Source organism: Streptomyces avidinii (genome assembly GCF_045161815.1).
Classification (GTDB): Bacteria; Actinomycetota; Actinomycetes; order Streptomycetales; family Streptomycetaceae; genus Streptomyces; species Streptomyces avidinii.
On record NZ_CP108863.1, the window covers coordinates 1792068 to 1819062 of the forward strand.

The window sequence follows — 26995 nt, forward strand, 5'->3', positions numbered from 1 at the left end:
CGAATTCCTCTCCGGCGCCTGCGAGGTGAGCTGTCGGGTTCGGACTGGAGATGTCCGGCCGTACATGTACGGGACATGAACGGCTTCACCCCGAGCCGTCCCGGTGAAAAGATCTCCGGGCCGGCGGCTTACCTGGTTCCCCCGCTCCTGCCGCACGAATAGGTCGGATGCGGTTTCCGGGAGGCGGCAGGATTTGGCGTTCCGCCCGGATCGATCGCGAAGGTAATCCCTTGCGGCCACGCCCTACAAGCCGCGAATTCCCTGACGGAATAACAGGCATGAGGGACCGGAGGAATTCCGGTCACCCTCTGTCCATTCCCGACCGTCAACAGCCGCCCCGACCCGGCCATTCGCCTTTAGCGATCAGGCACTCACGGTCACCGTATGATCTGGCTCACGGGGACGTGCCCGATCTCGCCTCCGGATATGGCAAGTTGGCGCCAAGTAGTGTAATTCGGACACTGGACCCAGGACGCGGCGGAGGAGTTGTTTTGACCCAGCAGATACAGGAGCCGGAGCTGACCGGAGTGCGCAATTTCCGCGATGTGGGCGGATTGCCGACTTCCGATGGACGAACGGTCATGACGGGACGACTGTTCCGAAGCGGACATCTCGCACATGCCACCGAAAGCGATGCAGAGTTCCTCGCCTCGCTCGGCCTCCACACCATCTTCGACTTCCGCAACGGCGCCGACCACGCCCTGGAGGGGCCGGACGTCGAACTGCCCGGCGTCCGGAACGTCAACATCCCGCTCTCGGACCCGGCCGACGGGCGGGAGTTCTGGCGGCTGGTCCGCGACGGCGACCTCGTCCAGCTGCGCGGGATCCTGGGCGACGGCAAGGCGGCGGCCCGGATGTCGAACTCGTACCGCGGGATCATCCGGCAGCGCACCGCCGAGCACAGCCGAGTCGTGCACGCCCTCGCCGAGGACAGCGTCCCCGCGCTCATGCACTGCGCGGCCGGGAAGGACCGGGCCGGCCTGTCGATCGCCGTCACCCTGCTCGCGCTGGGCGTCGAGCGCGAGGCGATCGTCACGGACTACCTGGAGTCGAACGCCCCGCACCGCCGCTACCGCGTGCGCCGCACCGACGAGTCGGCGGGCGCCCGCTCCCCCGAGGTGATGGAGCTGCTCGCACCGCTCTTCGACGCCCGCGCCGAGTACCTGGTGGCCGCCTTCGATACCATCGACGAGATCTGGGGCGGGGTGGACCGCTACCTGACGGAGGGCCTCGGGCTGCGGCCCGAGACCCTCGACCGGCTGCGCGACCGGCTCCTGGTCTGACGCGGCGGGGACCGGTTCCCCGCCGGGTCGGCAGGCCGTCAGCGCGCGGCGACGGCCTGCTTCACCAGCGTCCTGCCGAAGTCCCAGATCAGCCCGGACCCACCGTGCGCCTCGTCCATGACCTCGCGGAAGGCGCCGACGAACCGGTCCACGTCCCGCTCGTCCACGATCAGCGGCGGGATCAGCTTGATCACCTCCAGGTGGTCCCCGGAGACCTGGGTGAGGATCCGGTGCTTCTGGAGCAGCGGCACCACGACCATCTGCGCGAAGAGCCCCTTGCGGGCCGCCTGCAGCATGGTCCACCGGCTGCGCAGGCCCAGCGAGGACGGCCGGCCGAACTCGATGCCGATCATCAGCCCGCGCCCCCGCACCTCGTGCAGCAGCTCGTACTCGTCGACCAGCGCGGCGAGCCGCCCCCGCAGCAGGTCGCCCATGGCCCGGGCGTTGGCGACGACCTCCTCGTCCTCCATGACGGACAGCACCGCCAGGCCCGCCGCCATCGCCTGGGCGTTGGAGCCGAAGCTCGCGGAGTGCACGAGGACCCGGTCCATGGACGAGTAGACCTTCTTGAAGATCCAGTCCTTGCCCAGGGTGGCGCCGACCGGCACGTAGCCGCCCGACAGCGCCTTCGCCACGCACACCAGGTCCGGCTCCACGCCCGGCTCGTGCTGGTAGGCGTAGAAGTCCCCGGTACGCCCGAGGCCGGTCTGCACCTCGTCCGCGATCAGCAGCGCCCCGCGACGGTGCAGCATCTCCTGCGCGGCGAGCAGGAAACCGGGTGGGGCGGCCAGCACCCCCTTGCCCTGGATCGGCTCGACGACGAAGGCGGCCACGTCCCCGCGCTTCAGCTCGCGCTCCAGGGCGGCGAGGTCCCCCAGCGCGATCCTGGTGTCGGGGAGCAGCGGGGCGAAGCCGTCGCGGAAGCCGCCCTCCCCGTTCACCGAGAGGGAGCCGGTGGTCAGCCCGTGGAAGGCGTGGTCGCAGTAGAGGATCCTGGGGCGCCCGGTGGCGTACCGGGCGAACTTCAGGGCCGTCTCCACGGCCTCGGTACCGCTGTTGCCGAAGAAGACCCGGTCCAGGTGCGGGCTGTACGAGAGCAGCTTCTCGGCCAGCAGTCCGGGCAGCGGCTGGCAGTCGAAACGGGTGAGGTCGGCGAGCTGGGCGTCCAGGACGTCGTGCAGGGCGCGGCGGACGACCGGGTGGTGCCGGCCCAGGCCCATCACCCCGAACCCGGCCAGCATGTCCAGGTAGTCGTTGCCCTCGGCGTCCCAGAAGTGGGCGCCCTCGGCCCGCTCGTAGACCTTGTCGAAGCCGATGGTGTGCAGCATCCGGGGCAGCTGGTGGTTGAGGTGCCTGGCGTGCAGCTCGTAGCGTTCGGCCCCGCGCTCGGCCAGCAGGGCGCCGAGGTCGAAGCCCTTGCCCCGGCCGCCCCGTTCCTCCGGTGACCGCGCGGTCATGCCGACTTGTCCCGGTTGCTGGCGATCGTCTCCCGGGCCGCACGCAGGGACTCCTTGAGGGAGCCCATGGTGGCGAGGACGGCGGTGGGTTCGTAGCCGCAGTGCGCCATGCAGTTCGCGCAGCGCGGGTCCTTTCCGCGGCCGTACTTGTCCCAGTCGGTGTCATTGATGAGCTCGCGGTACGTCGGCACGTAGCCGTCGCTCATCAGATAGCAGGGGCGCTGCCACCCGAAGAGGGAGTAATTCGGAATGGCCCAGGCCGTGCAGGGGAAATCGGCCTTTCCTTCCAGGAAGTCCAGGAAGAGCGGGGAGTGGTTGAGCCGCCAGCGCCGCCGGTTGCCACCCGCGAAGGCCTTCCTGAAGAGTTCCCGGGTCTGCTCGACGCCCAGGAAGTGCTCCTGGTCGGGAGCCTTTTCGTAGGCGTAGGCGGGCGAGATCATCATCTCGTCGACCTGGAGGTCGTCATTGAGGTAGTTGAGCACCTCGATGATCGTCTGCGGGGTGTCGGTGTTGAAGAAGGTGGAGTTGGTCGTCACCCGGAAACCGCGCCTCTTCGCCTCCTTGATGGCCGCGACCGCCTCGTCGAACACGCCCTCCTTGGCCACCGACTCGTCGTGGCGCTCGCGCAGCCCGTCGATGTGCACGGCGAAGGCGAAGTACGGGGAAGGCGTGAACTTCTCGATCTTCTTGCGCAGCAGCATCGCGTTGGTGCAGAGGAACACGTACTTGCGGCGCGCCACCAACTGTCGGACGATCTCGTGGATCTGCGGGTGCATCAAGGGCTCGCCGCCCGCGATGGACACCATGGGCGCACCGGACTCCAGCACGGCGCCGACCGCCTGGGCGACCGGCATGCGCTGCTTGAGCACCCCGGCCGGGTGCTGGATCTTCCCGCACCCCTCACAGGCCAGGTTGCAGGCGTAGAGCGGTTCCAGTTCGACGATCAGGGGGAACTTCTCGCGCTTGCGGAGCTTTTGTTCGAGAAGATACGTCCCGACCCTGATGGACTGGCGCAGCGGCATGGCCATCTGGCTCACCTCCTGGGGAGCAGCAACGAACGGTGCCATTCATGAAACGCGGGCAGTACGGCACGCAGGACACGGAAGGCCGATATTCCCCCGCGAACCGTGCCGATACGGACGAGCTCGTGCTCCGGAGCGTCCACGATCACCCGGACGGCCGCAACGGGGCGGTCACCGCCCCTGGTGGCGGCCCACAGGGTGGCCGCGGACTCCATGTCGACCGCGATCGCGCCGGTGGCGCGCAGCTGCGCGCGCTCCTGTCCGCGGACGACGTGGTCGGATCCGGTCAGCGCGCCGGTGTGCACGGTCCGGCCCGGGGCGGCCCGGGCCAGTGCCTCGGCGAGCAGGGCGCTGCCGGTGCAGGTGACGGTTCCCTGCAGGTCCCGGGTCTCCCCCGCGACGACCAGGTCACCGGGGTGCATACCGGGGACCAGCCCGGCGCAGAACCCGGTCGCGAGGACCGCGGCCCGATCCATCCCGGGCCGCTCCAGGGCCCGGCCGACGGCCCGCTCGGCGGCGCTCGGGCCCATCCCGGTGCGCAGCAGGGTGTGCCCGGCGGCCGATCCGCGCCCCGGGCCGCGGCCGGCGCTGCGCAGGGCGGCCTGCTCGATGCGCAGCGCGCAGGCCACCAGCAGCGGGTCGGGGCCCGGAGCCCGGTCCCCGCCCGCGGCGGACATCACGCCTCCCCGGCCGGGGCGAACGGTTCGCCGTACAGGTAGCGGCCGAGCGCGGTGAGCGGGAACACCTGCCGGTACAGGTGGTAGTTGATGGAGAAGTCCCACGGGAAGCCGGTCCCGGTGAAGTACGGCTCGTCCCAGGTGCCGTCCTCCCGCTGGGTCTCCACCAGATGCGCGATGCCCCGCTCGACGGCCTTGCCCTCGCGCTCGCCCGCCGACAGCAGGGCCATCAGCGCCCACGCGGTCTGCGAGGCGGTGGAGGCGCCCTTTCCGGCCCAGGACGGGTCCTTGTAGGAGCGCTGGTCCTCGCCCCACCCGCCGTCCTCGTTCTGTACGGACTCCAGCCAGCGCACGGCCCGCCGGATCGCGGGGTGCCCCGGGGCGATGCCCGCCGCGACGAGGGCCGGGACCACCGACCCGGTCCCGTAGACGTAGTTGGTGCCCCAGCGGCCGAACCAGCCGCCACTCGGCTCCTGTTCGGCGAGCAGCCAGGCGATGCCGCGCCGGGTCCGCGCATCGCCCGCCCGGCCCTCGAAGGCGAGCATCTCCACCACGTGGGCGGTGACGTCGGCCGAGGGCGGGTCGATGACCTCGCCGAAGTCGCAGAAGGGCAGCTTGTTCGGGAAGGGGCTGGTGTTGTCGGCGTCGAAGGCGCCCCACGCCCCGTTCCTGGACTGCATGCCGAGGTTCCAGGACACCCCGCGGGCGATGGCCGCCTCGACCCGGGCCGGGTCCGGGTGCTTGATCCGGCGCAGGGCGAGGACCACCTCGGCGGTGTCGTCGATGTCGGGGTAGGTGTCGTTGTGGAACTCGAACGCCCAGCCGCCGGGGGCGAGCCCGGGCCGGCGCACCGCCCAGTCCCCGGTGCGGACGATCTCCTCGCCGAGCATCCAGTCGGCCGCCTTGACCAGCGCGGGGTGGTCGGGGCGCAGCCCCGCGTCGGCCAGGGCGATCGCGGCGAGGCAGGTGTCCCACACCGGGGACTGGCATGCCTCGATCATCCGGGCGCCGTCCTCGCGCCACACCGCGAACCGGTCCAGGGACTCCAGTCCGGCGCGCATCACCGGATGCCGCAGGTCGTAGCCGAGCAGGTGCAGGGCGATGACCGAGTACACGGCGGGCGGCTGGATCCCGCCCCAGCAGCCGTCGTTCTCCTGGCGTTCGATGATCCAGCGGCCGGCGCTCGCCATCGCCGCCTTGCGCAGTCGGCGCGGGGCGAACCGCCGGTAGACGTGCAGGGCCTTGTCCATCCGCTGGAAGGCGCCGTCCCAGCTGGTCAGCGGGGCGAGTCTGCTGACGGGGTTGGGCACCCGGGCATCGGCGTGCAGCTCGTCCAGGGCGAAGGGGGCAGAGCGGACCGGGCGCAGCGCGGAGACCACGGTGAGCGGCACGATGGTCTGGCGTGCCCAGCAGCCGAAGTCGTAGATGTTCAGGGGCACCCAGGACGGCAGGAAGACCAGCTCGGGCGGGAGTTCGGGCAGGTGGTCCCAGTTCCACCAGCCGAAGAGGGCCAGCCAGATCCGGGTGAAGACGCGGGCGGCGGCGATACCGCCGTGGGCCCGGATCCAGGCCGAGGCGCGGCTCATGTGGGGGGCGTCCGGCGCGTCCCCGGCGAGGCGCAGCGCGACGTAGGCCTCGATGGTGGCGGACAGTTCGGACGGTCCGCCGTGGAAGGTGGCCCAGGTGCCGTCCTCGCGCTGCTCGCCCCGGATGAAGAGGGCGGCGGCGCGGGTGGTGGCCTCGTCCCGGATGCCGAGGAACTGCCGCAGCAGCAGGTCCTCCGCGTCCATGGTGACGTTGGTCTCCAGGTCGCCCTTCCACCAGCCCTCGGGGTCCTGGCGTTCCAGCAGGTTCCGGGTGGCGCGCGCGGCGGCCTCGTACACCCCCGGCCGGACGCCGTCCGGCGGCCGGCGCAGGTCGGCGCTCGCCCGCCCGGTGGTCCGGGCCGTGTCCCGGCCCGCTCCGGTGGGCGCCAGGGCGGCCGCGCGCCCGGTGGCCGGGCCCGCCCCGGGGCGCAGGGGGCGGCCCAGCAGGCCGGGCGGCCCGCCCGGTGGTCCGTACTCGCCGCGCGGTCCGCCCATACCGGACCGGACCGGCGCCACCGCGGGCGGTGCCGGGGGGCCTGCGGCCAGGCCGGCGCCGCGGCCCGGCAAGCCGGGCGGCGGAGCGCCCGGGGTGGTTTCGCTGCCAGCGCCAGCGCCCTCGGCGCTGCCGTCGGTCGTCGCTGTCATGGCTTCCCCTTAGAACAGTGTCCTGTGCTGTGCTGGGGTCTGCCGTCGGCCGGTGCGCGCCACCCTCAGGTGGCGGCGCCGGCCGGCGACTCGCGATTCATATCCGCTGTCGGGTGGCGATCACCTCTTGCGCACGACGACGAAGTCCGCGAGGGCCACGAGCTGGTCGCGCACGCGCTGCGGCATGTCGACGTCGTCCAGGGCCCGGATCGCGACGGCGTGCTGGCGGCGTGCCTCGTCGGCGGTCCACCGGCGCCCGCCGGCCGCCTCGATGAGGGCCGCGCGGGCTGCGAACTCCTCCTCCGAGAAGTTCTCGAAGTCGCTGCTCTTGGCGTCGGCGGCGAGCAGTTCGGCGAGCTGCTCGGACGCCTCCCCGCCGGCCGCGAGGGCGGCGACGACCGGCAGGGACTTCTTGCGCTGGCGCAGGTCGCTCCAGGTCTGCTTGCCGGTCGCCTCGGGGTCGCCCCAGATGCCCAGCAGGTCGTCGACGGCCTGGAAGGCGAGCCCCAGGTGGTAGCCGTACTCCTCCAGCTTGTCGGCGGTACGGTCGTCCGCGCCGCCGAGGACGGCGCCGATGGAGACCGCGCAGGCGAGCAGGGCGCCGGTCTTGTTGCCCTCCATCTCCAGGCACTCCTCGACGCTGACGCGCTCGCGGTGCTCGTAGGAGATGTCCTGTGCCTGGCCGTCGATGAGCTTGCGGCTGGCGGTGGTCAGCCTGCGGGTCGCGCGGCCGGCCTCCACGGTGCCGAGCTCCAGCAGCACCTCGTTGGCGAGGGCGAACAGGGCGTCGCCGACGAGGATCGCGAGGGCCGGACCGTGCACCTTCCACACCGTGTCGCGGTGGCGGCGCTGCTCGTCGCCGTCCATCAGGTCGTCGTGCAGCAGCGAGAAGTTGTGCACGAGCTCGACCGCGACGGCGCCGGGGATGCCGACCTCGGCCGCGGCGCCCGCGGCCTCGGCGGAGAGCAGCGCGAGCGCGGGGCGCACGGCCTTGCCGCCGTCACCGTCGGCCACGTTGCCCTGGGCGTCGATCCAGCCGAAGTGGTAGGCGGCGACGGTGTCCATGGGCGCCGCGAGCCGGTCGACGGCGGCGCGGAGCGCGGGGGTCGACAGCGTACGGCCGCGTTCCAGGAGAGCGATCGTGTCCGCCTTCTCCACGCCCCCTCCGGCTGTGCCCACACTGGCATCCGTGTTCTCGACAGCCGGATTCCCCGGGTTCACTGGCTCTCCTCTTGTTCCTGTACGTGCTGTGCTCGTGGTGCTGGTGGTGCCGGTGCTGCTGATGGTGCTCGTCATGCCGCCTCCTGCAGAGGGTGTTCGCGGTGGCGGCCGAGCGCGGCGAGTGCGGCGTGCGCCGCGCTCAGTCCGCTCCGGACGGCGCTCTCCATGGTCGCGGGCCAGCCCGTGGCAGTCCACGCACCGGCGAGGTAGAGCCCCGGCGTGTCGGTCCGCGCCCCGGGGCGCAGCCGGCCGACGCCGGGTGTGGGGGCGAAGGTGGCCGTCCGCTCCCGGGTGACGAAGAAGTCCCGTACCTTGGCGCCGCGCGCGGCGGGCAGCAGCCGCTCCAGCTCGGGCAGGTACTTGGCGCGCAGGACGGAGACGGGCTCGTCGATGTCGTCCTGGGCGACGGACTGGGAGAGCGCCAGGTACTGGCCGCCGTCGGGGAGTCCGGAGGAGTCGGTGCGGTCGAAGACCCACTGCACCGGGGAGCCGAGGGCGGCGAAGAAGGGCTGCTTGAGCACCTTGCGGTCGTAGACCACGTGGACGTTGAGGATGGGCGCGGTGCCGATGTCCAGGAGCTTGTCGGGGTCGGGGAGGGCGCCGGCGGGCAGCAGTGCGTGGGCTTCGCGCTGCGGGACGGCGAGGACCACCGTGCCCGCCTCCAGGCACTCGTCCTCGGTGTCGATCCGCCACGCCCCTTCGGTCATGCGGGAGATGCCGGTGACCCGGGTGCGCAGTTCGGTCCGTACGCCGGCCGCGTCGAGCGCCTTGCGGGCGAGGGTGTCGTGCAGTTCGCCCAGCGGGACCCGGGCCCAGCCGATGTCGGCGGCGCCGTTCTCGGAGAGCAGGCCGGTCTTGAAGACCATGGCGGCCAGGCCCAGCGAGGACTGCTCGGCGGTGGCGTTGAGCGTGGCGACGCCGACCAGGTCCCACAGGGCCTCGATCGTGCGGGCCGACTGGCCGTAGCGGCCGAGCCAGGTCGCGAAGTCCAGGCCGTCCAGCGCCGGGTCGGTGGGGTCCAGGCGGCGCAGCGCGAGGGCGGCGCGGCCGACGCTCACGCGCTCGGCGAGGGACAGGTGCGGGTAGCGGGCGAGCGATCCGGCCAGGTGCAGGGGCACGGGCAGGGCGCTGCGGCGCAGCCGGCCCAGGCGCGGGCCGCCGGGGTGGGCGACGTCCAGGACGGGGACGTCGAGCCGGTCCTGGAGGGGGGCGAGGGCGGCGCCGTCGACGCGGTCGAGGAACCACCGGTAGCCGGTGCAGCAGCGCAGATAGACGTGCTGGCCGTTGTCGACGTCGAGGTCGCCGCGCTTGAAGGAGAAGGCGAGCCCGCCGAGCCGGGGGCGGCCCTCCATCAGGGTGACGCGGAGCCCTGCGTCGGCGAGTTCGAGGGCGGTGGTGACCCCGGCGAGTCCGCCGCCCACCACGACCGCGTGCTGCTCGATGCCGTTCATGCGCCCTCCCCCGTGCTGCGGTGGCCGTCCGGGCCGGACGGTCGGTCGTCGGCGGGCGAGGACGCCCGGCGTGCGGCGGCCCGGCCTTCGTGGTCGCAGTCCGCCGGAAGAGACGCACCCGCCGCCGAGGTGGTTGCCCGGGCGCCGGCCCTGCCGGAACGGCCCACCGGGCGCAGGCGCGTGCGCGCCGCGGCCGGACCGGCTGCCGCCGACGGGAGCCGGGTGATCGCGGTCATCAGCCTCGCCTCCGCGTGTTCCGGCGGGAGACGGTCCGCGCGTCGAGTCCGGACAGCCCGCGCACCGCGACGTACGCCTTCTCGTGCGGCGGCAGTGACACGCGGCCCCGCAGCACCGCCTCGGGCTCGCGCTCGATGCGGTCCAGCAGCCGCCGGTAGATGCCGGCCATGGCGGCCACGCAGGCGCCGCTGCGCCGGTCGAGCATCGGCAGCAGCCGGTAGCCCTCGGCGAACAGGGCCCGGGCGCGGCGGACTTCGTGGTGGACGAGCCCGGCGAAGTCGGCGCCGACGGGCATCCGGTCGCTGTGGAAGCCTTCCGAGCAGCCGAACTTGGCGAGGTCCTCGGCGGGCAGGTAGGTGCGCCCGTTGGCCGCGTCCTCGCGAACGTCCCGCAGGATGTTGGTGAGTTGCAGGGCGAGACCGAGGGTGTCGGCGTACTCCGCCGCGCGCGCGGAGTCGGATGCCCCCAGGGCGGAGCCGTTCACCGTGCCGAACACGCCGAGCGAGAGCCGCCCGATGGCCCCGGCCACGCAGCGGCAGTAGTTCCTGAGGTCGTCCCAGGTCTCGTAGGTCTCGCCGCGGACGTCCATCAGGACCCCGTCGATCAGTTCGTCGAGGCCGCCGAGCGGGATGGGGAAGCGGCGCGATGCGTGCGCGAGGGCGACGGCGACCGGGTCGGTGTCGTCCTCGTCGATCTCCTCGGCCCGGATCCGCCCGAGCAGGGCGCGGGTCTCCTCGAGCCGGGCGAACTTGGCCTCGGGCGCCAGCGTGCCGTCGCCGATGTCGTCGACCCGCCGCGAGAAGGCGTACAGCGCGGACATCGCCTGCCGCTTGTCGTTCGGCAGCAGCCGGATGCCGTAGGCGAAGTTGCGTGCCTGGGAACCGGTGACGGCCTCGCAGTAGCTGTAGGCGGCCTGGACCGGTGCGGACACGTGTGTGGGGCCCTCCACGGTCGGGCTCACCCCTTTCTCGGCGCTGTGCGCAGGACGGCGGCCACCTCGCGGAGCAGGCCGCTCTTGGTGGGCTTGGGCGGGCCGGGGAGGACGTCGAAACCGGCGGCGGTGACGGCTCGCAGGGCCGCACGCCCCCCTCCCACGAAGCCCGCGAGCAGCAGCCGGAGTCTGCCGTGCACGCTACCCACGAGCGGGGTGCCTTCATTCAACAGCTCGCGTGCGCGAACGGTTTCGAATGCGATCAGGGCGCGTACGGACGCGCCGGCGGTCGGGGCCGCGAGCTCCGCCTCGGTCACGTGGAAGCGGCGCATGTCCTCGGCGGGCAGGTAGATGCGGTCGCGGCCGAGGTCCTCGGCGACGTCCTGGATGTGTTCGGCGATCTGCAGGGCCGTGCAGACGGCGTCGGAGCGGCGGATCCGTTCGGGGGTGCTGGTGCCGGTGAGGGAGAGCACGAGGCGGCCGACCGGGTTCGCGGACAACTCGCAGTAGCCGACCAGGTCCGCGTACGTCCCGTAGCGCGCGACGTGCTGGTCCTGGCGGTTGGCCTCGATGAGCCCGAGGAAGGGCTCGGGGGTCAGGCCGTGGGCGCGCACGACGGGCTGGAGGGCGAGCAGGAGCGGGTGGCGGGGCGGGCCGGAAACGGCGCCGAACACGCGCATCAGGTCGGCCTCGAGGGCGTCGAGCATGGCGAGCCGGTCGTCGACGGCGGCGGGGTCGAGACCGAGGAGGACGGCGTCACGGCCGCCGGGGGCGAGGTCGCCGTCACCGATGTCGTCGACGAGGCGGGCGTACCCGTAGACGGCCGTCAGCCCGTCGCGCCAGGCCCGGGGCAGGAAGACGGGGGCGACGGGGAAGTTCTCCGCCGTCGCCTTGTCGAGGGTGGCGCTCACGTGGACCGTGTCGGACAGGGGCCGGATGCCGTGCCCCGGGGTCACCGCCCGCCGCCCGGGGCGGGGACGGCCGTTGTGCCTGGGGGCCGGAGAATTCCCGTAGCCATTGCCGTCACATCTCCCGTTCTACACTGCCGACCCATTACATCCTATTTCGGACACGCCGCCCGGGGATTCCCCGGGCTGCCCCAGAGCCCTTCACCTGCGGGGAATCGTCCCCTCTTGCCGCGATTGAGGACCGCCTCAGCTTACGCTGTAGAACGTCGCGGAGCCCTCCCGGGTATTCGCTCCGCCACCGAATGTCGCCGCGAAATACGAGAGCACGATTGAGGCCCCCGCCGCGCTGAGCAGCGGGGGCCTTCGGGTGAAGCGGAAAAGCGCCGTAAGGGGGCGCCGCGCGACCCGGAGGTCAGCCGTTGGTGGCCTTCTCGTATGCCGAGACGACTTCCTCGGTGGGCCCGTCCATCAGGAGCTCACCCTTCTCCAGCCACAGCACCCGGTCACAGGTGTCACGGATGGACTTGTTGTTGTGGCTCACCAGGAAGACCGTGCCGGCCTTCTGCCGCAGTTCGCGGATCCGGTCCTCCGAACGCACCTGGAAGCTGCGGTCACCGGTGGCCAGTGCCTCGTCGATCATCAGAACGTCGTGGTCCTTGGCCGCCGCGATGGAGAAGCGCAGGCGCGCCGCCATACCCGAGGAATAGGTACGCATCGGGAGGGAGATGAAGTCGCCCTTCTCGTTGATGCCCGAGAAGTCGACGATGCTCTGGTAACGCTGCTTGATCTGCTCGCGGCTCATACCCATCGCGAGACCGCCGAGAACGATGTTCCGCTCGCCGGTGAGGTCGTTCATCAGCGCCGCGTTGACACCCAGCAGCGAGGGCTGGCCGTCGGTGTAGACCTTGCCCTCCTCGCAGGGCAGCAGGCCTGCGATGGCGCGCAGCAGGGTGGACTTGCCGGAGCCGTTGGAGCCGATGAGGCCGATGGCCTCGCCGCGGTAGGCCGTGAAGGAGACCCCGCGCACGGCGTGGACCCGACGGACGCCCGGGGCGTCGCCCTTCTTCCGGCGCATTATCTTGCTGAGCGCGGCGGTGGCCGCACCCTTGCCCGCGCTGCCGGTGTTGACCCGGTAGACGATGTGGACGCCGTCCGCGATCACGGTGGGGACGCGCCCCCGGTTGTTGTCAGCCACGGCCGTAACGCTCCTCAGACTTCCAGAAGTACACGAAGCCGCCGATGCCGATCACCACGGCCCAGCCCACCGCGAAGGCCCAGACGTGCGGAGGCAGGTTGCTGCTGCCGTAGTCGTCGATCAGCGCGAAGCGGATGAGGTCCATGTAGATCGCGACCGGGTTCCACAGCAGCACGTCGCTGATCCACTGGGGCTGGTCCTCCAGGTAGATCCCGATCGGGAACATGACGCCGGATGCGTACATCCACGTACGCATCACGAACGGCATCAGCTGCGCCAGGTCGGGGGTCTTGGAACCCATCCGCGCGAAGATCATGGCGAGGCCGGTGTTGAAGACGAACTGGAGCGCCAGGGTCGGGATCACCAGCAGCCAGGCGAGCCGCGGGTAGTTGCCGAAGGCGATGGCGATCACGAAGACGACGATCATCGAGTACATCAGCTGCTGGAGCTGCTGGAGCGAGAAGGACACCGGCAGCGAGGCGCGCGGGAAGTGCAGTGCACGCACCAGGCCGAGGTTCCCGGAGATCGCCCGGACGCCCGCCATCACCGAGCTCTGGGTGAAGGTGAAGACGAAGATGCCCATCATCAGGAACGGGACGTAGACGCCCTTGGGCATCTCCCGGCCCGCGCCGAGGATCAGGCCGAAGATCAGCCAGTAGACGGCCGCGTTCAGCAGCGGGGTCGCCACCTGCCAGACCTGGCCCAGCTTCGCCTGGCTGTACTGCGCGACCAGCTTGGCCCTGGAGAAGGCCATGATGAAGTGGCGCCGGCCCCAGAGCTGCCGTACGTACTCGCCCAGGCGGGGCCGGGCACCGCTGACCGAGAGTCCGTACTTCCTGGCGAGCTCCGCGGGGCTCAGCCCCGCGTCGTCGGACAGCGGCCTGCTCGTGGCGAGGGCGCCGTCGTGGGTTGTGTCACTCACAAGTTGAAACTTTCGTCTTCAAGATGCGGCCAGGTGGGCATCAGGCTGGTGGCTCGAGGCCCGTGATCGCGTCATGTTCCCAGACGCGGGCTGGTCAGATGACAGGAGGTCGGCCCAGCCGGGTCAACCGCCAGACCGTACGCCACCTCATCGGGCGGCGGGGTCCGCAGGGAGTGGTCCATCCCTCGCGGAATCCGCCGAACCAGGCCTTGAGGGCAGGTGCCGACGGCCTGCGTACGAGCGTCAGCAGGAGCCAGACGCCCAGGTAGACCGGGACCAGCGGGGCGGGCAGGTTGCGGCGGGCGAGCCACACCCGGTTACGAGCCACCATACGGTGGTAGACCGCGTGCCGGGAGGGGGCAGTTGTCGGGTGCAGCAGCACCATGTCCGCCCGGTAGTCGATCAGCCACCCTGCGTCGAGCGCCCGCCAGGCCAGATCGGTCTCCTCGTGCGCGTAGAAGAACTCCCCCGGCAAGGCCCCGACCTGCTCGAACACCCGGGTGCGGACGGCGTTCGCGCCGCCCAGGAAGGTGGTCACGCGGGAGGAACGCATCGGGTCGGAGGCGCGCAGTCGCGGCACGTGCCGGCGCTGGGTCACACCGGTGTCGGGATCGGCGATACGGAAGCTGATGATCCCCAGGCCGGGGTCCTCGGTGAAGGCCTGCCGGCACAGCTCGGCGGTGTCGGTGCGCTCCAGCAGACCGTCGTCGTCCAGGAAGAGCAGCACGTCCGCGTCGCGACCACCGGGGCCGAAGGCCTCGATGCCGACGTTGCGCCCGCCCGGGATGCCCAGGTTCTCGGGCAGGTCGATGCTGCGGACGCCCTCGGGCAGGCCGGTGACCTGCACGCCCTGGCCCACGACGACCACGTCGACGGGGGCGCCGTCCTGGCGGGCCACCGAGTCGAGGAGCGCCTTGAGCTCGTCGGGCCGGTTGCCCATGGTGATGATCACGGCGCCCAGCCGCAGCGGGGCACTCACTTGAGCCTGCTGGAGGCGAGGATGGACACCAGGTGCAGCACGGTCTGGAGGATCGCGATGCCGGCCAGTACGGCGACGCCGACCCGGGACCAGTACAGGTCGCCGCGCATCTGGTCCACGACGGCCAGCACCAGGATGAGCAGCGAGGCCTCGATGCCGAGGACCAGGCGGTGGAACTTGAGCGCGGCGGCGGCCCGGCGGGCGAGCGCCATGCCCTTCGCGCGCGGCTCGGCGGCCGCGTCCTGGACCACGGGCTTGCCGGCCTGGTGACGGGCGACGCCGACCAGGTCGGTCTCGGCCTTGATCAGGATGGCGCCGAGCGCGGCCAGGGTGCCCAGGAAGGCCCACAGCCAGTCGGCGCCCCCGGGGCCCCACAGGTCGGCGGCCCGCAGGCCGAAGCCGACCAGGACCGCGGCGTCGCACAGGTAGGCGCCGACCCGGTCCAGGTAGACGCCGGAGAGCGAGTACTGCTTCTTCCAGCGGGCCACTTCACCGTCGACGCAGTCGAGCAGCAGGTACATCTGGACCGCGACCACGCCGAGGACGGCACCCAGGATGCCCGGCACCAGCAGGGCCGGAAGGGCGAGGACGCCGGCGAGGGTCATCAGGTAGGTCAGCTGGTTCGGCGTGACCTTGGTGGTGACCAGGACGCGGGTGATGCGCAGGGAGATCTCGCGCATGTAGAGGCGCCCGCCCCAGTGCTCGCCGCTGACCCGGTCCTTCACGCCCGCGGGGTGGACGACCGGCCTCAGTTCAGCTACGGATGGTCTTGACATAGTCGGCGTAAGCGTCCCTGATCTCGGCGGCGGACAGGTTGAGGTGCTCCAGGATCGTGAAGCGTCCCGGGCGGGTCTGGGGGGCGTACTCGACGGCCGCGACGAACTCGTCGACGCTGAAGCCGATCTCCTCGGGCCCGACCGGCAGGCCGTGCCGGCGCAGTACCTCGACGAAGAGGCCCGACTGCTCGGCGGCCCCGCGCAGGTGCATCGCGAAGGCGGCGCCGATGCCGACCTGCTCGCCGTGGAGCGCGGAGCGTCCCGGGTGGAGCAGGTCGAAGGCGTGGCTGATCTCGTGGCAGGCGCCGGACGACGGGCGGGAGTCCCCGCTGATCGACATGGCGATGCCGGAGAGCACCAGCGCCTCGGAGAGCACGGTGAGGAACTCGTCGTCGCCGCACCCACCGGGGTGGCGCAGTACGGACTCGCCGGCGGTACGGGCCATGGCGGCGGCCAGGCCGTCGACGGGCTCGCCGGTGATCTTGTGCGAGAGCTCCCAGTCGGCGATCGCCGAGATGTTGGAGATCGCGTCACCGATGCCGGCGCGGATGAACCGGACCGGCGCTTCCTTGATCACGTCGAGGTCGATCACCATGGCGATCGGCGTGGGCACGCCGTAGGAACCGCGGCCGTTGTCGTTGTCCAGGATGGACACCGGCGAGCAGATGCCGTCGTGCGAGAGGTTGGTGGCGACGGCCACCATGGGCAGCCCGACCCGCGCCGCGGCGTACTTGGCCACGTCGATGATCTTGCCGCCGCCCAGGCCCACGACGGCGTCGTAGCGGCGGCCCTTTATGTCGTCGGCCAGCTTGACCGCGGAGTCGATGGTGCCGTCGACGACCGCGTACCAGTCGGCGTGCGGCAGGACGGGCTCCAGCTTGGCGCGCAGCGCCACGCCGGAGCCTCCGCTGATCGCGATGGCCAGCTTGCCGGAGGCGGAGATCCGCTGGTCGGCCAGGAGGCCGGCCAGGTCGTCCATCGCCCCGCGACTGATGTCGACGACGACGGGCGAGGGGATGAGCCTCGTCAGTACTGGCATGCGATCGTCCGGCCCTTGGCGAGGTCGTCGTGGTTGTCGATCTCGACCCACTTGACGTCGCCGATGGGGGCCACGTCGATGGTGAAGCCGTCGTTGACGAGCTGCTGGTAGCCGTCCTCGTAGTAGAGGTCGGGGTCGCGCTCGAAGGTGGTCTTCAGGGCCTCGGCGAGCTGCTCGGCGGCCTCGGGCTCGATGAGGGTGACACCGATGTACTCGCCGGTGGCGTCGGCGGGGTCCATCAGCTTGGTGATCTTCTGGACTCCCTTCCCGTCGGCGGTGACGACCTTCATCTCCTCGTCGGCCAGGTTCTTGACCGTGTCGAGGGCGAGGATGATCTTCTGGCCGTTGCCGCGGGCGGCGAGCAGGGTGCGCTCGACCGAGACCGGGTGGACGGTGTCGCCGTTGGCGAGGATCACACCCTGCTTGAGGACGTCACGCGCGCACCACAGGGAGTAGGCGTTGTTCCACTCCTCGGCCTTGTCGTTGTCGATCAGCGTGATCTTGACGCCGTACTTGGCCTCCAGGGCCTCGCGGCGGGCGTACACGGCTTCCTTGCGGTAGCCGACGACGACGGCGACCTCGGTCAGGCCGACCTCGGCGAAGTTGCCCAGCGTCAGGTCGAGAACCGTCAGGCTCTCCTCGTCACCCTCGGGGCCGACCGGCACGAGCGCCTTGGGCAGGGTGTCGGTGTAGGGACGCAGACGGCGTCCGGCACCGGCAGCGAGTACAAGGCCGATCATGCTGGTTCTCCTTCGTCATGTACGGCGGGTGCTCCGGAGGAGACCCAGAATCGGATGCTCTCCACGAGCACCACGAGTGCCACGAACACGGCCATGACCGTGAGCGCGACGGGGAAGTCCGCTTCGCGCGTTACGAGGACGGCCGCGAGGACCGTGATCAGCAGGACCCGGCCTTCGTGGCCGCCGATCGTCCGCACCAGCCAGTGCGGGGGCGCGCCGGTGCCACCGCGAATGCGGTACACCGTGTCGTAGTGATGGTAGGCGACCGCCGCGATCAGGCCGAATGACGCCGGGAGGGCGCCGGGGACGTCCGCCTTCACGGCGAGCGCGAGGACCGTGACGTACTCGGCGGCCCGGAACAGCGGCGGGATCAGCCAGTCCAGGGCGCCCTTGAGGGGCGCGGCGACGGCCAGGCCGGCCGTCATGACATAGATCACCGCGACGGCGATCAGCCGCGGGTCGCCGAACGGCAGGAACACGGCGCCCGCGATCATCACCAGCGTGCCGAGCGCCGCCACGTACACGGAGCCGAAGGACCCGGCGCGGCCGCGCAGCAGGCGGGCCTGGAGCTCGGCGAGCGGGCCGGAGTCGGCCAGGTCGGCCAGTGCCCGGGCCGCCCGGTCGGTGCGGGTGGCCCTGCGCGTCAGGGAACGCAGGACCCGCCCGGCGGTGGTGTAGAGCGCGCCGAAGGCGCAGCCGACGAGCAGGGCGTAGAAGACGATCCGGGGGGTGGTGAAGGCGGTCAGGACCGCGATCATCGCCCAGCGCTCACCGATCGGAAGGATGATCATCCGGCGGAGCCACACGGTCCAGCCGACGCTGTCGAGCCGGTCGGAGAGGGCGGCCGTGGGGCTCGTGTTGGCGGTGGCGTCGTGGTTGGCCTCGTTGAAGGAGAAGTCCACGACGTGCCGGCAGGTCATGAGGATCATGGAGCCGACGGCCAGGGCCCAGACGTCGTCGCCGTTGCGGGCCGCGCCGAGCGCGAGGCCCGCGTAGAAGGAGTACTCCTTCGCGCGGTCGAAGGTGGCGTCGAGCCAGGCGCCCATCGTCGAGTACTGGAGCGAGTAGCGGGCGAGCTGCCCGTCGGTGCAGTCCAGTACGAAGGAGACGAGCAGCAGCACGCCGGCCGCCACGTAGCCCCAGCGTTCGCCGGTGGCCGCGCAGCCGGCCGCGATCAGCGCGGTGATCAGCGAGGCGGTGGTGACCTGGTTCGGGGTCAGGCCGCGGCGCGCGCACCAGCGGGCGATGTAGCGCGAGTACGGGCTGATGCAGAAGGTGGTGAAGAAGCCGTCGCGGGACTTCACGGCGGTCCGCAGGCGTACGGCCTCGTCGTCGACGGCGGCGACGGCGGCGGTCGCCGCGTCCCGCTCCGCCGGGCCGGCGGGGACGGCGGCGACGAGCGTGCCCAGTTCGGGGCGCTGCACGGTGGTCCCGACGGCCTCGACCGCGGCGGCGAGCCGGTCCGGGTACGGGCCGGCGCCGCCGGGTTCCGCGACGGCGACGGCGGCGGCCTTGTCGAGGGCTTCGCGGGCACCGGCCTGGACGGCGAGGGCGCCGGTGACGGCGCAGGCGTCGAAGCGCGGGTCGGTCAGCGCGAGGCGCAGTGCGTGCACGTGCCCGACGAAGGCGCTGTCCACGACGGCCACGCGCTGGTCGGCGGGTACGCCGGCCAGTGCGGCGGCGGCGTCCTGGGGACCGGCGGCCGGGCGGACGTCGAAGCCGAGGGAGCGCAGCTCGTCAGCGAGCGGTGATCCGGGGACCGGCAGGCCGGTGAGGATGACGGTCGGCAGACGAACTCACTCCTTGTAACGAATTCCGAACGCGCGCCTGAGGGGGCGGCGGCACGTCGGCAGAGGCTATCGGATGAATGGAAGCAGGGGTTCACCACCCGTTTACGCCCCGATAAGCCGAATATTCGGGCTCCGGGCCGGGTCCTGATCATCATTGACGATCACGGCGCGGTACCACAAACGGCCCGGATGTTACGGTGGACACGCCCCTGAACGTGTCGAGTGGAAAGAGGTGGGTTGATGACCGTCGTAGTGGTCGCGGCCATGCGCAGCGAACTCCGGTGCATCTCCCATTCCTCCCGGGTATCCGGCCGGTCCTGATCCCACAGCTGGGCCTCGTCGGGGAGCCCCCGTTCCAAGGGTTCACGTTGACCGACAGCACTACCTCCGACGACCGCTCCGACGACTCCTGCGACGAGTCGGGCGGCGTCGACGACTTCACGCACGCCTTCTTCGCCCTGCACCACGGCCTGCCCCGGCAGGCTCCGGGCTCCGACGCGAGCACCCGCCACCTGCTGTCCCTGTGCGGACCGCTGCCCGAGCGGCCGCGCGTCCTCGACCTGGGCTGCGGTCCGGGCCGCAGCGCCCTGCTGCTCGCCGCCGAGGCGGGCGCGGGCGGGGCCGAGGTGACCGCCGTCGACCTGCACGCCCCCTTCCTCGACGAACTCCGGACGGCCGCCGGGGCCGGCGGGCTCGCCGACCGCGTCCATACCGTCGAGGCGGACATGGGCGCACTCACCGGCGAGGACTTCGAGGACGGTTCCTTCGACCTCGTCTGGGCGGAGGGCTCCGCATACCTCCTCGGCTTCGACGCCGCGCTCGCGCGGTGGAAGCGGCTGCTCGCCCCCGGCGGCACCCTCGTCCTGACCGAGTGCCAGTGGACGGTCCCCGAGCCGTCCGCCGGCGCCCGCGCCTTCTGGGACCCGCACTGCGCGCTGCGCACCACCGCCGGCAACCTCGCGGCCGCCCAGGCGGCGGGGTACCGGGTGCTCGGCGTGCACCACCTGCCCGACTCCGACTGGGCCGAGTACTACGGCCCGCTCGCCGAGCGGGTCCGTACCCGGTCCGGGGCCGGGAGCCCCGCGATGGCCGCGGCCCTGGCCGCGACCCGCGAGGAGCTCGACGTACGGGCCCGTCACGGGCACGAGTACGGGTACACGGGATACGTGCTGCGCCCGGTGAGTGCCGGGGACGGCGACGCGTGGCCCGCCCGCCCGGAGACCGCGGCCGACACGGCCGCGGTACGGGAGGTCAACCTGGCGGCGTTCGAGACCCCGCTGGAGGCGGACCTCGTGGACGCGCTGCGCACGGACGGCTCCTGGCTGCCCGGGCTGTCGTACGTGGCCGAGGCTCCGGACGGGTCGGTGGCGGCGCACGCCCTGCTGACCCGGTGCGAGGTCGGCGGCGCCCCGGCGCTCGCCCTCGCCCCGGTGGCGGCCGATCCCTCGCTGCAGCGCTCGGGCGCGGGCAGCTCGGTCGTCCGGGCCCTGCTGGCGGCGGCCCGGGAGCGCGGTGAGTCGCTGGTCCTCGTCCTCGGGCACCCGGAGTACTACCCGCGCTTCGGTTTCGTAGCGGCGTCGCACTTCGGGATCCGGGCGCCCTTCGAGGTCCCGGACGAGGCGATGATGGCGCTGGTGCTGGACGATTCCGTTCCGGTGCCGGCGGGAACGATCGCGTACCCGGCCCCGTTCGGCGTCTGACACCTGCGCTGCGTCAGGTGACGCGGCACGTGATGTGATCCGCCCCTCGTTGCCTAGCACGCGACGGGGGGCGGACATGCGTGGATCTCCGAAGTGGGGACAAGCCGCTTTTGTACGGCAGACTGAAGGCCGAAGTCCGAAGCGAAGGATGGGTATGCCGACCACACCAGCCACCGCCGCGAGCAGCGCGTCCAACGGCACCGGTACTCAAGAACCGATCATGCTCGAACTGGTCGACGAGTCCGGCAACACCATCGGCACGGCGGAGAAGCTCTCCGCCCATCAGGCGCCCGGCCGGCTGCACCGGGCGTTCTCCGTGTTCCTCTTCGACGAGCAGGGCCGTCTGCTGCTCCAGCAGCGGGCCCTCGGGAAGTACCACTCCCCCGGCGTCTGGTCGAACACCTGTTGCGGTCACCCCTACCCCGGGGAGTCTCCGTTCGCTGCCGCGGCCCGGCGCACCCACGAGGAACTGGGGCTGTCGCCCTCGCTGCTCGCGCAGGCGGGAACGGTGCGCTACAACCACCCGGACCCCGCATCGGGTCTCGTGGAGCAGGAGTTCAATCACCTGTTCGTGGGACTCGCGCAGGCTGCCGTGCACCCGGATCCGGAGGAGGTCGGGGCCACCGCCTTCGTCTCCGCCGAGGAGCTGGCCAAGCGGCACGCCGAAGCGCCCTTCTCGGCCTGGTTCATGACCGTACTGGACGCGGCGCGGCCCGCGATCCGCGAACTGACCGGCGACGCTGCGGGCTGGTAGCCCGTCCGTCCCGAGCGCCGTCCCGCTGCGCGGCCCACCCGCCCCACCGACCGCCGCTCAGCCCGCGGTCGGCGGGGCGGCCAGCGGAAGGGCCGCCCAGATCACCTTGCCTCCGGTCGAGGTGTGCTCGACGTCGCAGACCCCGCCGGCCTCCAGAGTGACCTCCCGGACCAGGAGCAGTCCCCGGCCGCCGGTCTGGCCGAAGTCGGCCTCCAGCGCCTTGGGGCGGTAGGGGTGGTTGTCCTCGACTGCCACCCGTACCCACTCTCGGCCGATCGCGACCTCGACCGCGACCTCCGGCGAGAGCAGGGCGGCGTGCCGGACCGAGTTCGTCACCAGTTCGGAGACGATCAGGAGCAGGGAGTAGACCAGGTCCTGGTGGGCCGGCACCCCCTGGCGCCCGAGCAGGTCCCGGACCGCACGGCGGGCCTGCGGAACGGATTCTTCAACCGCGGGCGCGGTGAACCTCCACACTCCCTCGTAGGCGAGGGGGTCGGCCGGAGCCTCCGCCTCACCCTCCTTGGCTGGCGGGATGCTCCCGCTGACATCCATCTTCCGTCCCCCGTCTTCACGCTCGATCGTCTCCACGCGACAAGAGTGGGGAACGGGCTGGTGCGGACCCGACGGCTGACCAGAAGTCAGCGCCTATAGGACACTTTCTGACCACTGGCGTATGACAGAGTCAGTTGTTCGACTGTTCCTGATCTTCTGCCGGACGCTTCCCGGCCGTCTCGCCCGGCCCGTCCGCCGTCCCGTCCGTCGCTGCCGCCTCCGGCGGGGCACCGTCCTCCCTGACCAACCCCAGGATGCGCCGGGACCCCATGCCCATGGCGACCAGGCTCAGCCCGTCGAACAGCAGGGCGAGGGAGAAGAAGGTTCCGATCACGTACAGACTGTTGCCGGGCCAGCCGGAGAGGATCAGGAACCCCAGCAGGATCCCGAAGGCTCCCTGGACGACCGCGAGCCCGAAGTGGGACCCGCGCACCACCAGTCCCCCCACCAGCCGGAACACTCCACCGGTGAGGAAGAGCAGCGCGGCGAACATGGTCAGCGCCTCGGCGCTCGCCCCGGGACGGCGCAGGATCACGAAGCCCGCCGCGAGGTTCATCGCGGCGACGACGACGGCGAGCCAGAAGTAGTTGCTCCGGCGCGCCTGCACGGCCAGCAGCAGGCCCACGACACCGCCGATCAGCAGCAGCCAGCCGAAGAGGAACATCGAGGTGAGGGTGGCCAGGCCCGTATGGACGAGGCCGACCAGACCCGCCAGCACCAGCATCACCCCGAGCGCCGTCATCAGCGCGAAACTGCGGCCGAGCTGCTTCTTCTCGCGCTGCGGTTCCGGGCCCCCGACCCTGGCCCCCGTACGGTCTGCGCGGTCTGCACCCATGGACGTGCCACCTCCTCGCACCCCCGACGGACTCCCTTGATCATAGGTATGACCGCCCGGGATAGCATCCGGCGCATGGACGCAGCCCAGGACCCGACCCTCCTGCACTCGGTCGCCGACGGGGTGGCCACCGTCGTCATCTCGCACCCCGCGAAGCGCAACGCGATGACCGCCGCCATGTGGCGTGCGCTCCCGGAGCTGCTGGCCGGCCTGGCGGACGACCCGGCGGTACGGACGCTCGTGCTGACCGGAGCCGGAGCGACCTTCTGCGCGGGCGCCGACATCTCCTCCCTGACCGGGGACTCCGGGGACTCCGGGGACGCCGGGGACGCCGCGGCCGATGACCCGCGGGCCCTCGCCGTGGCGGCCGAGGAGGCCCTGGCCGCCTTCCCGAAGCCGACGCTGGCCGCTATCCGCGGCTTCTGCGTGGGCGGCGGCAGCCAGCTGGCGGCGGCCTGCGACCTCCGCTTCGCCGAGGAGGGCGCCTCCTTCGGAGTGACCCCCGCCAGGCTGGGCATCGTCTACCCCGCGTCCTCCACCCGCCGGCTGGCGGGCCTGGTCGGCCCGGCGTGGGCCAAGTACCTCCTCTTCTCCGCCGAGCTGATCGGCGCGGAGACGGCGCTGCGCGCAGGGTTCCTGAACGAGCTGCTGCCGGCCGGGCAACTGGACAAGCGGGTCGCCGAGTTCACCAGGATCCTGGCCTCGCGCTCGCAGCTGACGCAGGCGGCGGCCAAGGAGTTCGCCGACGGCCGGACCGACCGGGACGCGTACTGGGCGGACCGGGCCGCCGGGAGCGAGGACACCGCGGAAGGGGTCGCCGCGTTCCTGGAGCGCCGGGCCCCGCGCTTCACGTGGACCCCGTGACGGTCGGCCGTCAGCCGGGCGTGCCGTTGCCCCGCAGCATTTCGACGAGAGCGGCCGGGGCCTTGTCGGGCGAGCCTGCGTCGTAGGGCGGCTGGGGGTCGTACTCGGTCATCAGCTGCACGGCCCGGGCGAAGTCGTCGCCGGCGATCCGGCCGAGCAGGGTGAGCCCCATGTCGATCCCGGAGGACACCCCTGCGGCAGTGACGTACTTCCCGTCGAACACCACGCGCTCGCCGGTCGGCTCGACCCCGAGTTTCGGCAGTCGGTCCAGGTACAGCCAGTGGCTGGTGGCCCGCCGGCCGTCGAGCAGCCCGGCGGCGGCCAGCAGCAGGGATCCGGTGCACACCGAGGTGGTCCAGGTGGTCGTGGCGTCGACCGTGCGCAGCCAGTCCAGGACCACGGGATTGTCCATCTCCCGCTCGGGATGCGGCCCACCGGGCACGATGACGATGTCGGGCCGGGTGACCTCGTCGAGCCCCTTGTCGGCGACGAGCGCGAGCGCCCCGCTGTCGGTCCGCACGGGCCCCGGCCGCTCGGAGACGAAGACGACCTCGGCGTCGGGCAGCCGGCCGAGGGTGTCGAAGGGCCCGACGGCGTCGAGGGCGGTGAAGTGGTCGTAGAGAAGTACGGCGATCTGCATGGCTCCTCCGGAGCGATGGTCGGAACACGGCTCCGCCCGCTGGGCGGCTCATTCTTCCCCGAGCGCCGGGGCGGGCCCTCAGGGGCGGGACGTGCCGAAACGGCGGCGGTACTCGGCGGGCGGCTGGCCGAGGGTCCGCAGGAAGGCCCGGCGCAACGCCTCCGGGTTCCCGTACCCGCAGGCCCGGGCGATCTGTGCGATCCCTTCCCCGCTCTCCTCCAGCAGCCGCCGTGCGTGGTCCACCCGGACCCGTTCGACGTACCGGCCGGGCGTGACCCCGGTCTCCGCCCTGAAGGCCCGGGCGAAGTGCCGCGGCGACAGCCGGGCACGGGCGGCGAGGTGCTCGACGCCCAGGTTCTCCCCCGGGTGCTCGGTGATCCATTGCTGCACGTCCCGCAGCGGGTCCCGCCGGGCGGTCTGGGCGGCCAGTTGCGCGCTGAACTGCGCCTGGTTGCCGGGACGGCGCAGGAAGACCACCAGGTGGCGGGCGATCGTCAGGGCGACGTCCTGCCCGTGGTCCTCCTCCACCAGCGCCAGGGCCAGGTCGATCCCCGCCGTGACCCCGGCCGAGGTGACCACCGGGCCGTCCCGTACGTAGATCGGGTCCGGCTCGACGGCGACGGCCGGGTAGTCCCGCGCCATCCGCTCGCAGGCGTCCCAGTGCGTCGTCGCCCGCCGCCCGTCCAGCAGCCCCGCCTCGGCCAGCAGCAGTCCTCCCGTGCACACGGAGACCAGCCGCTCCGCGCCGCCCCCGTGGGTACGGAGCCAGTCGGTGAGCCTGGGCTCGAAGTCCCCCGTGAACCGGCCCCCGGGCACCAGCACCGTGGTCCCCGGTCCCGGCCGGGCGCTCTCCAGCTCCCCGTCCGGCACCAGCGTCAGCCCGCTGCCGGTGCGGACGGGCGCTCCTGCGGGAGCGACCGTCCGGATCGCGTACCCGGCCCGCCCCGGAAAGTGGGCGAGCGCGGCGAACACCTCCACCGGCCCGGTCACGTCCAGGCTCTGCACCCCGTCGTAGAGGAGGACGAGGACGTTGCGCGGCGATGACCCCATGGCTTCATGGTGTTCTGCCCCGGCGATGGCCGCAATGACGGGCTTCCCACCTATCCGGCCACGCGGGGCCCCGTCCGCACGCGGATAGGATCGGCCCATCATGACTGCAACCCTCGTCGCCAAGAAGCTCACCGCCGCGCACGGTGAGCGCACCCTCTTCGCCGATCTCGACCTCGTCGTCGCGCCCGGCGACGTCATCGGCCTCGTCGGCGTGAACGGCGCCGGGAAGTCCACCCTGCTGCGGCTGCTCGCCGGGCTGGACACCCCGGAGACCGGGGAGCTGCGGCTGTCCCCGCCCGCCGCCGCCGTCGGGCACCTCCCGCAGGAGCCGGAGCGCCGGCCGCAGGAGTCCGTCCGGGAGTTCCTGGCCCGCCGTACGGGGGTCGCGGCCGCCCAGGCGGAGCTCGACGCGGCGACGCAGGGCCTGGTGGACGGGACGCCGGGCGCGGACGACGCGTACGCGACCGCGCTGGACCAGTGGCTGAACCTCGGCGGCGCCGACCTCGACGAGCGGGCCCAGGAGGTCGCGGACGACCTCGGCCTCGCGGTCGGGCTCGACCTGCCGATGACCGGGCTCTCCGGCGGCCAGGCGGCCCGCGCCGGCCTCGCCTCGCTGCTCCTGTCCCGCTACGACGTCTTCCTGCTCGACGAGCCCACCAACGACCTGGACCTGGACGGCCTGGAACGGCTGGAGCGGTTCGTCAAGGGGCTGCGCGCCGGCACGGTCGTGATCAGCCACGACCGCGAGTTCCTCACCCGGACGGTCACCAAGGTCCTCGAACTCGACCTCGCCCAGCAGCAGATCAACCTGTACGGCGGCGGCTACGACTCCTACCTGGAGGAGCGCGAGCGCGCCCGCAACCACGCCCGCGAGGAGTTCGACGAGTACGCGGGCAAGCGGTCCGCGCTCGAGGGCCGGGCCCAGATGCAGCGCAACTGGATGGACAAGGGCGTGCGCAACGCCCGCCGCAAGGCCTCCGACAACGACAAGATCGGCAAGAACCTGCGGGGCGAGTCGAGCGAGAAGCAGGCCGCCAAGGCCCGCCAGACGCAGCGCGCGATCGAGCGGCTGGAGGTCGTGGACGAGCCCCGCAAGGAGTGGGAGCTGCGCATGGAGATCGCGGCGGCCCCGCGCTCCGGCGCGGTGGTGGCCACCCTGCGCGAGGCGGCCGTCCGGCGCGGGGACTTCTCCTTCGGCCCGGCCAGCCTGCAGATCGACTGGGCGGACCGGGTGGCGATCACCGGGGCCAACGGCGCCGGCAAGTCCACCCTCCTCGCCGTCCTGCTGGGCCGGGTGACCCCGGACTCCGGCTCCGCCACCCTCGGCTCGGGCGTCCTGGTCGGCGAGGTGGACCAGGCGCGCGGCCTGTTCCTCGGCGACGAACCCCTGCTCGAAGCCTTCTGCGCGGCGGTCCCCGAGACCGAGCCGGCCGAGGTCCGCACCCTGCTGGCCAAGTTCGGCCTCAAGGCGGCCCACGTCCTGCGCCCGGCGGCCACCCTCTCCCCCGGCGAGCGCACCCGGGCCGCGCTGGCCCTGCTCCAGGGCCGCGGGGTGAACCTGCTGGTCCTGGACGAGCCGACCAACCACCTCGACCTCCCGGCGATCGAGCAGCTGGAGGCGGCCCTCGACGCCTACGAGGGCACCCTCCTGCTGGTCACCCACGACCGCCGCATGCTGGACGCGGTGCACGTGACCCGCCGCCTGGAGGTCTCCGCGGGCAAGGTCACCGAGCTCTAGGCC

General features: G+C 72.1%; 26 protein-coding genes and 1 riboswitch. Of the genes, 6 read left to right on the plus strand and 20 right to left on the minus strand.

Annotated features, from left to right (window positions below):
* Positions 1 to 2: 2 nt before the first annotated feature.
* A riboswitch (cyclic di-AMP (ydaO/yuaA leader) is annotated at positions 3 to 199 on the minus strand.
* 292 nt (positions 200 to 491) lie between these two features.
* Positions 492 to 1283: a tyrosine-protein phosphatase gene (locus OG373_RS08010; RefSeq protein ID WP_405437023.1), complete on the plus strand. Its 792-nt coding sequence runs from the start codon at positions 492 to 494 to the stop codon at positions 1281 to 1283.
* Positions 1284 to 1321: 38 nt separating this feature from the next.
* Here the strand turns inward: OG373_RS08010 and OG373_RS08015 are convergent, their stop codons facing one another.
* From OG373_RS08015 to OG373_RS08090, 16 genes are all read right to left on the minus strand, one after another.
* Positions 1322 to 2740: an aspartate aminotransferase family protein gene (locus OG373_RS08015; protein WP_405437025.1), complete on the minus strand. Its 1419-nt coding sequence runs from the start codon at positions 2738 to 2740 to the stop codon at positions 1322 to 1324.
* Complete coding sequence (gene hpnH, locus OG373_RS08020) at positions 2737 to 3768, minus strand: adenosyl-hopene transferase HpnH (protein ID WP_189968184.1); 1032 nt, start codon at positions 3766 to 3768, stop codon at positions 2737 to 2739. The genes OG373_RS08015 and hpnH overlap by 4 nt, the downstream gene beginning before the upstream one ends.
* A 5-nt stretch (positions 3769 to 3773) precedes the next feature.
* Complete coding sequence (locus OG373_RS08025) at positions 3774 to 4439, minus strand: 1-hydroxy-2-methyl-2-butenyl 4-diphosphate reductase (RefSeq protein WP_405437027.1); 666 nt, start codon at positions 4437 to 4439, stop codon at positions 3774 to 3776.
* The gene (shc, locus tag OG373_RS08030; RefSeq protein WP_405437029.1) at positions 4439 to 6670 is read right to left on the minus strand and encodes a squalene--hopene cyclase; all 2232 of its coding nucleotides are present in this window, start codon (positions 6668 to 6670) and stop codon (positions 4439 to 4441) included. The genes OG373_RS08025 and shc overlap by 1 nt, the downstream gene beginning before the upstream one ends.
* A 120-nt stretch (positions 6671 to 6790) precedes the next feature.
* A complete protein-coding gene (locus OG373_RS08035; protein WP_397729606.1) occupies positions 6791 to 7966 on the minus strand; it encodes a polyprenyl synthetase family protein in 1176 nt (391 codons plus the stop codon).
* Positions 7963 to 9342: a hydroxysqualene dehydroxylase HpnE gene (gene hpnE / locus OG373_RS08040; protein WP_405437031.1), complete on the minus strand. Its 1380-nt coding sequence runs from the start codon at positions 9340 to 9342 to the stop codon at positions 7963 to 7965. Before hpnE ends, OG373_RS08035 begins: the two co-directional genes overlap by 4 nt.
* Positions 9339 to 9578, minus strand: a complete 240-nt coding sequence (locus tag OG373_RS08045; RefSeq protein ID WP_405437032.1) for a hypothetical protein — start codon at positions 9576 to 9578, stop codon at positions 9339 to 9341. The genes hpnE and OG373_RS08045 overlap by 4 nt, the downstream gene beginning before the upstream one ends.
* Entirely contained in the window at positions 9578 to 10540 is a 963-nt protein-coding gene (hpnD, locus tag OG373_RS08050) for a presqualene diphosphate synthase HpnD (RefSeq protein ID WP_405437034.1), read from the minus strand. Before hpnD ends, OG373_RS08045 begins: the two co-directional genes overlap by 1 nt.
* Positions 10537 to 11421, minus strand: a complete 885-nt coding sequence (gene hpnC, locus OG373_RS08055; RefSeq protein ID WP_397729610.1) for a squalene synthase HpnC — start codon at positions 11419 to 11421, stop codon at positions 10537 to 10539. Before hpnC ends, hpnD begins: the two co-directional genes overlap by 4 nt.
* 409 nt (positions 11422 to 11830) lie before the next feature.
* Positions 11831 to 12613, minus strand: coding sequence for an ABC transporter ATP-binding protein (locus tag OG373_RS08060; RefSeq protein WP_189968169.1), 783 nt, complete (start codon positions 12611 to 12613; stop codon positions 11831 to 11833).
* Positions 12606 to 13535, minus strand: a complete 930-nt coding sequence (locus OG373_RS08065; protein ID WP_397729611.1) for an ABC transporter permease — start codon at positions 13533 to 13535, stop codon at positions 12606 to 12608. Before OG373_RS08065 ends, OG373_RS08060 begins: the two co-directional genes overlap by 8 nt.
* A 94-nt stretch (positions 13536 to 13629) precedes the next feature.
* Positions 13630 to 14475: a glycosyltransferase family 2 protein gene (locus tag OG373_RS08070; protein ID WP_405443986.1), complete on the minus strand. Its 846-nt coding sequence runs from the start codon at positions 14473 to 14475 to the stop codon at positions 13630 to 13632.
* Positions 14476 to 14510: 35 nt separating this feature from the next.
* On the minus strand, positions 14511 to 15290 hold the full coding sequence (locus OG373_RS08075; RefSeq protein ID WP_405437037.1) for a CDP-alcohol phosphatidyltransferase family protein: 780 nt from the start codon (positions 15288 to 15290) through the stop codon (positions 14511 to 14513).
* On the minus strand, positions 15268 to 16329 hold the full coding sequence (locus OG373_RS08080) for an iron-containing alcohol dehydrogenase family protein (protein ID WP_030385165.1): 1062 nt from the start codon (positions 16327 to 16329) through the stop codon (positions 15268 to 15270). Before OG373_RS08080 ends, OG373_RS08075 begins: the two co-directional genes overlap by 23 nt.
* Positions 16317 to 17069 (minus strand): sugar phosphate nucleotidyltransferase, encoded by a 753-nt coding sequence (locus OG373_RS08085; protein ID WP_030011995.1) that lies wholly within the window; start codon positions 17067 to 17069, stop codon positions 16317 to 16319. The genes OG373_RS08080 and OG373_RS08085 overlap by 13 nt, the downstream gene beginning before the upstream one ends.
* A complete protein-coding gene (locus OG373_RS08090; RefSeq protein ID WP_405437039.1) occupies positions 17066 to 18682 on the minus strand; it encodes a DUF5941 domain-containing protein in 1617 nt (538 codons plus the stop codon). Before OG373_RS08090 ends, OG373_RS08085 begins: the two co-directional genes overlap by 4 nt.
* Between OG373_RS08090 and OG373_RS08095 the strand changes: the two genes are divergently transcribed.
* The 3 genes from OG373_RS08095 to idi all read left to right on the plus strand — a co-directional run bounded on the left by OG373_RS08095 (position 18677) and on the right by idi (position 21313).
* A complete protein-coding gene (locus OG373_RS08095; protein ID WP_397729614.1) occupies positions 18677 to 18820 on the plus strand; it encodes a hypothetical protein in 144 nt (47 codons plus the stop codon). The genes OG373_RS08090 and OG373_RS08095 overlap by 6 nt on opposite strands.
* Positions 18821 to 19317: 497 nt before the next feature.
* Positions 19318 to 20559 (plus strand): GNAT family N-acetyltransferase, encoded by a 1242-nt coding sequence (locus OG373_RS08100; protein ID WP_405443987.1) that lies wholly within the window; start codon positions 19318 to 19320, stop codon positions 20557 to 20559.
* A 154-nt stretch (positions 20560 to 20713) separates the two neighbouring features.
* Entirely contained in the window at positions 20714 to 21313 is a 600-nt protein-coding gene (gene idi / locus OG373_RS08105) for an isopentenyl-diphosphate Delta-isomerase (protein WP_405437040.1), read from the plus strand.
* 57 nt (positions 21314 to 21370) lie between these two features.
* Here the strand turns inward: idi and OG373_RS08110 are convergent, their stop codons facing one another.
* Together OG373_RS08110 and OG373_RS08115 are read right to left on the minus strand one after the other, a co-directional pair.
* The gene (locus tag OG373_RS08110; protein WP_229920344.1) at positions 21371 to 21865 is read right to left on the minus strand and encodes an ATP-binding protein; all 495 of its coding nucleotides are present in this window, start codon (positions 21863 to 21865) and stop codon (positions 21371 to 21373) included.
* Positions 21866 to 21995: 130 nt separating this feature from the next.
* Positions 21996 to 22700, minus strand: a complete 705-nt coding sequence (locus OG373_RS08115) for an HdeD family acid-resistance protein (protein WP_405437043.1) — start codon at positions 22698 to 22700, stop codon at positions 21996 to 21998.
* A 75-nt stretch (positions 22701 to 22775) separates the two neighbouring features.
* Between OG373_RS08115 and OG373_RS08120 the strand changes: the two genes are divergently transcribed.
* The gene (locus tag OG373_RS08120) at positions 22776 to 23564 is read left to right on the plus strand and encodes an enoyl-CoA hydratase/isomerase family protein (protein WP_405437045.1); all 789 of its coding nucleotides are present in this window, start codon (positions 22776 to 22778) and stop codon (positions 23562 to 23564) included.
* Positions 23565 to 23574: 10 nt separating this feature from the next.
* On the opposite strand, the gene OG373_RS08125 is transcribed toward OG373_RS08120, so the two are convergent.
* The gene (locus OG373_RS08125) at positions 23575 to 24204 is read right to left on the minus strand and encodes a DJ-1/PfpI family protein (protein WP_397729618.1); all 630 of its coding nucleotides are present in this window, start codon (positions 24202 to 24204) and stop codon (positions 23575 to 23577) included.
* Between the two features lie 78 nt (positions 24205 to 24282).
* Positions 24283 to 25254, minus strand: coding sequence for a GlxA family transcriptional regulator (locus OG373_RS08130; protein WP_397729619.1), 972 nt, complete (start codon positions 25252 to 25254; stop codon positions 24283 to 24285).
* Between the two features lie 100 nt (positions 25255 to 25354).
* Between OG373_RS08130 and OG373_RS08135 the strand changes: the two genes are divergently transcribed.
* A complete protein-coding gene (locus tag OG373_RS08135) occupies positions 25355 to 26992 on the plus strand; it encodes an ABC-F family ATP-binding cassette domain-containing protein (protein WP_405437046.1) in 1638 nt (545 codons plus the stop codon).
* The last annotated feature ends 3 nt before the right edge of the window (positions 26993 to 26995 follow it).

Bases quoted from the DNA above. Each gene is read 5' to 3' on its own strand.
- OG373_RS08025 (WP_405437027.1), bottom strand. From the start codon at position 4,439: ATGTCCGCCGCGGGCGGGGACCGGGCTCCGGGCCCCGACCCGCTGCTG.
- idi (WP_405437040.1), top strand. From the start codon at position 20,714: ATGCCGACCACACCAGCCACCGCCGCGAGCAGCGCGTCCAACGGCACC.
- shc (WP_405437029.1), bottom strand. From the start codon at position 6,670: ATGACAGCGACGACCGACGGCAGCGCCGAGGGCGCTGGCGCTGGCAGC.
- OG373_RS08070 (WP_405443986.1), bottom strand. From the start codon at position 14,475: ATGGGCAACCGGCCCGACGAGCTCAAGGCGCTCCTCGACTCGGTGGCC.
- OG373_RS08125 (WP_397729618.1), bottom strand. From the start codon at position 24,204: ATGCAGATCGCCGTACTTCTCTACGACCACTTCACCGCCCTCGACGCC.
- hpnE (WP_405437031.1), bottom strand. From the start codon at position 9,342: ATGAACGGCATCGAGCAGCACGCGGTCGTGGTGGGCGGCGGACTCGCC.
- OG373_RS08075 (WP_405437037.1), bottom strand. From the start codon at position 15,290: ATGTCAAGACCATCCGTAGCTGAACTGAGGCCGGTCGTCCACCCCGCG.
- OG373_RS08015 (WP_405437025.1), bottom strand. From the start codon at position 2,740: ATGACCGCGCGGTCACCGGAGGAACGGGGCGGCCGGGGCAAGGGCTTC.
- OG373_RS08110 (WP_229920344.1), bottom strand. From the start codon at position 21,865: ATGGATGTCAGCGGGAGCATCCCGCCAGCCAAGGAGGGTGAGGCGGAG.
- OG373_RS08120 (WP_405437045.1), top strand. From the start codon at position 22,776: ATGGACGCAGCCCAGGACCCGACCCTCCTGCACTCGGTCGCCGACGGG.
- OG373_RS08045 (WP_405437032.1), bottom strand. From the start codon at position 9,578: ATGACCGCGATCACCCGGCTCCCGTCGGCGGCAGCCGGTCCGGCCGCG.
- OG373_RS08130 (WP_397729619.1), bottom strand. From the start codon at position 25,254: ATGGGGTCATCGCCGCGCAACGTCCTCGTCCTCCTCTACGACGGGGTG.
- OG373_RS08085 (WP_030011995.1), bottom strand. From the start codon at position 17,069: ATGATCGGCCTTGTACTCGCTGCCGGTGCCGGACGCCGTCTGCGTCCC.
- OG373_RS08115 (WP_405437043.1), bottom strand. From the start codon at position 22,700: ATGGGTGCAGACCGCGCAGACCGTACGGGGGCCAGGGTCGGGGGCCCG.
- OG373_RS08080 (WP_030385165.1), bottom strand. From the start codon at position 16,329: ATGCCAGTACTGACGAGGCTCATCCCCTCGCCCGTCGTCGTCGACATC.
- hpnH (WP_189968184.1), bottom strand. From the start codon at position 3,768: ATGGCCATGCCGCTGCGCCAGTCCATCAGGGTCGGGACGTATCTTCTC.
- OG373_RS08135 (WP_405437046.1), top strand. From the start codon at position 25,355: ATGACTGCAACCCTCGTCGCCAAGAAGCTCACCGCCGCGCACGGTGAG.
- OG373_RS08035 (WP_397729606.1), bottom strand. From the start codon at position 7,966: ATGACGAGCACCATCAGCAGCACCGGCACCACCAGCACCACGAGCACA.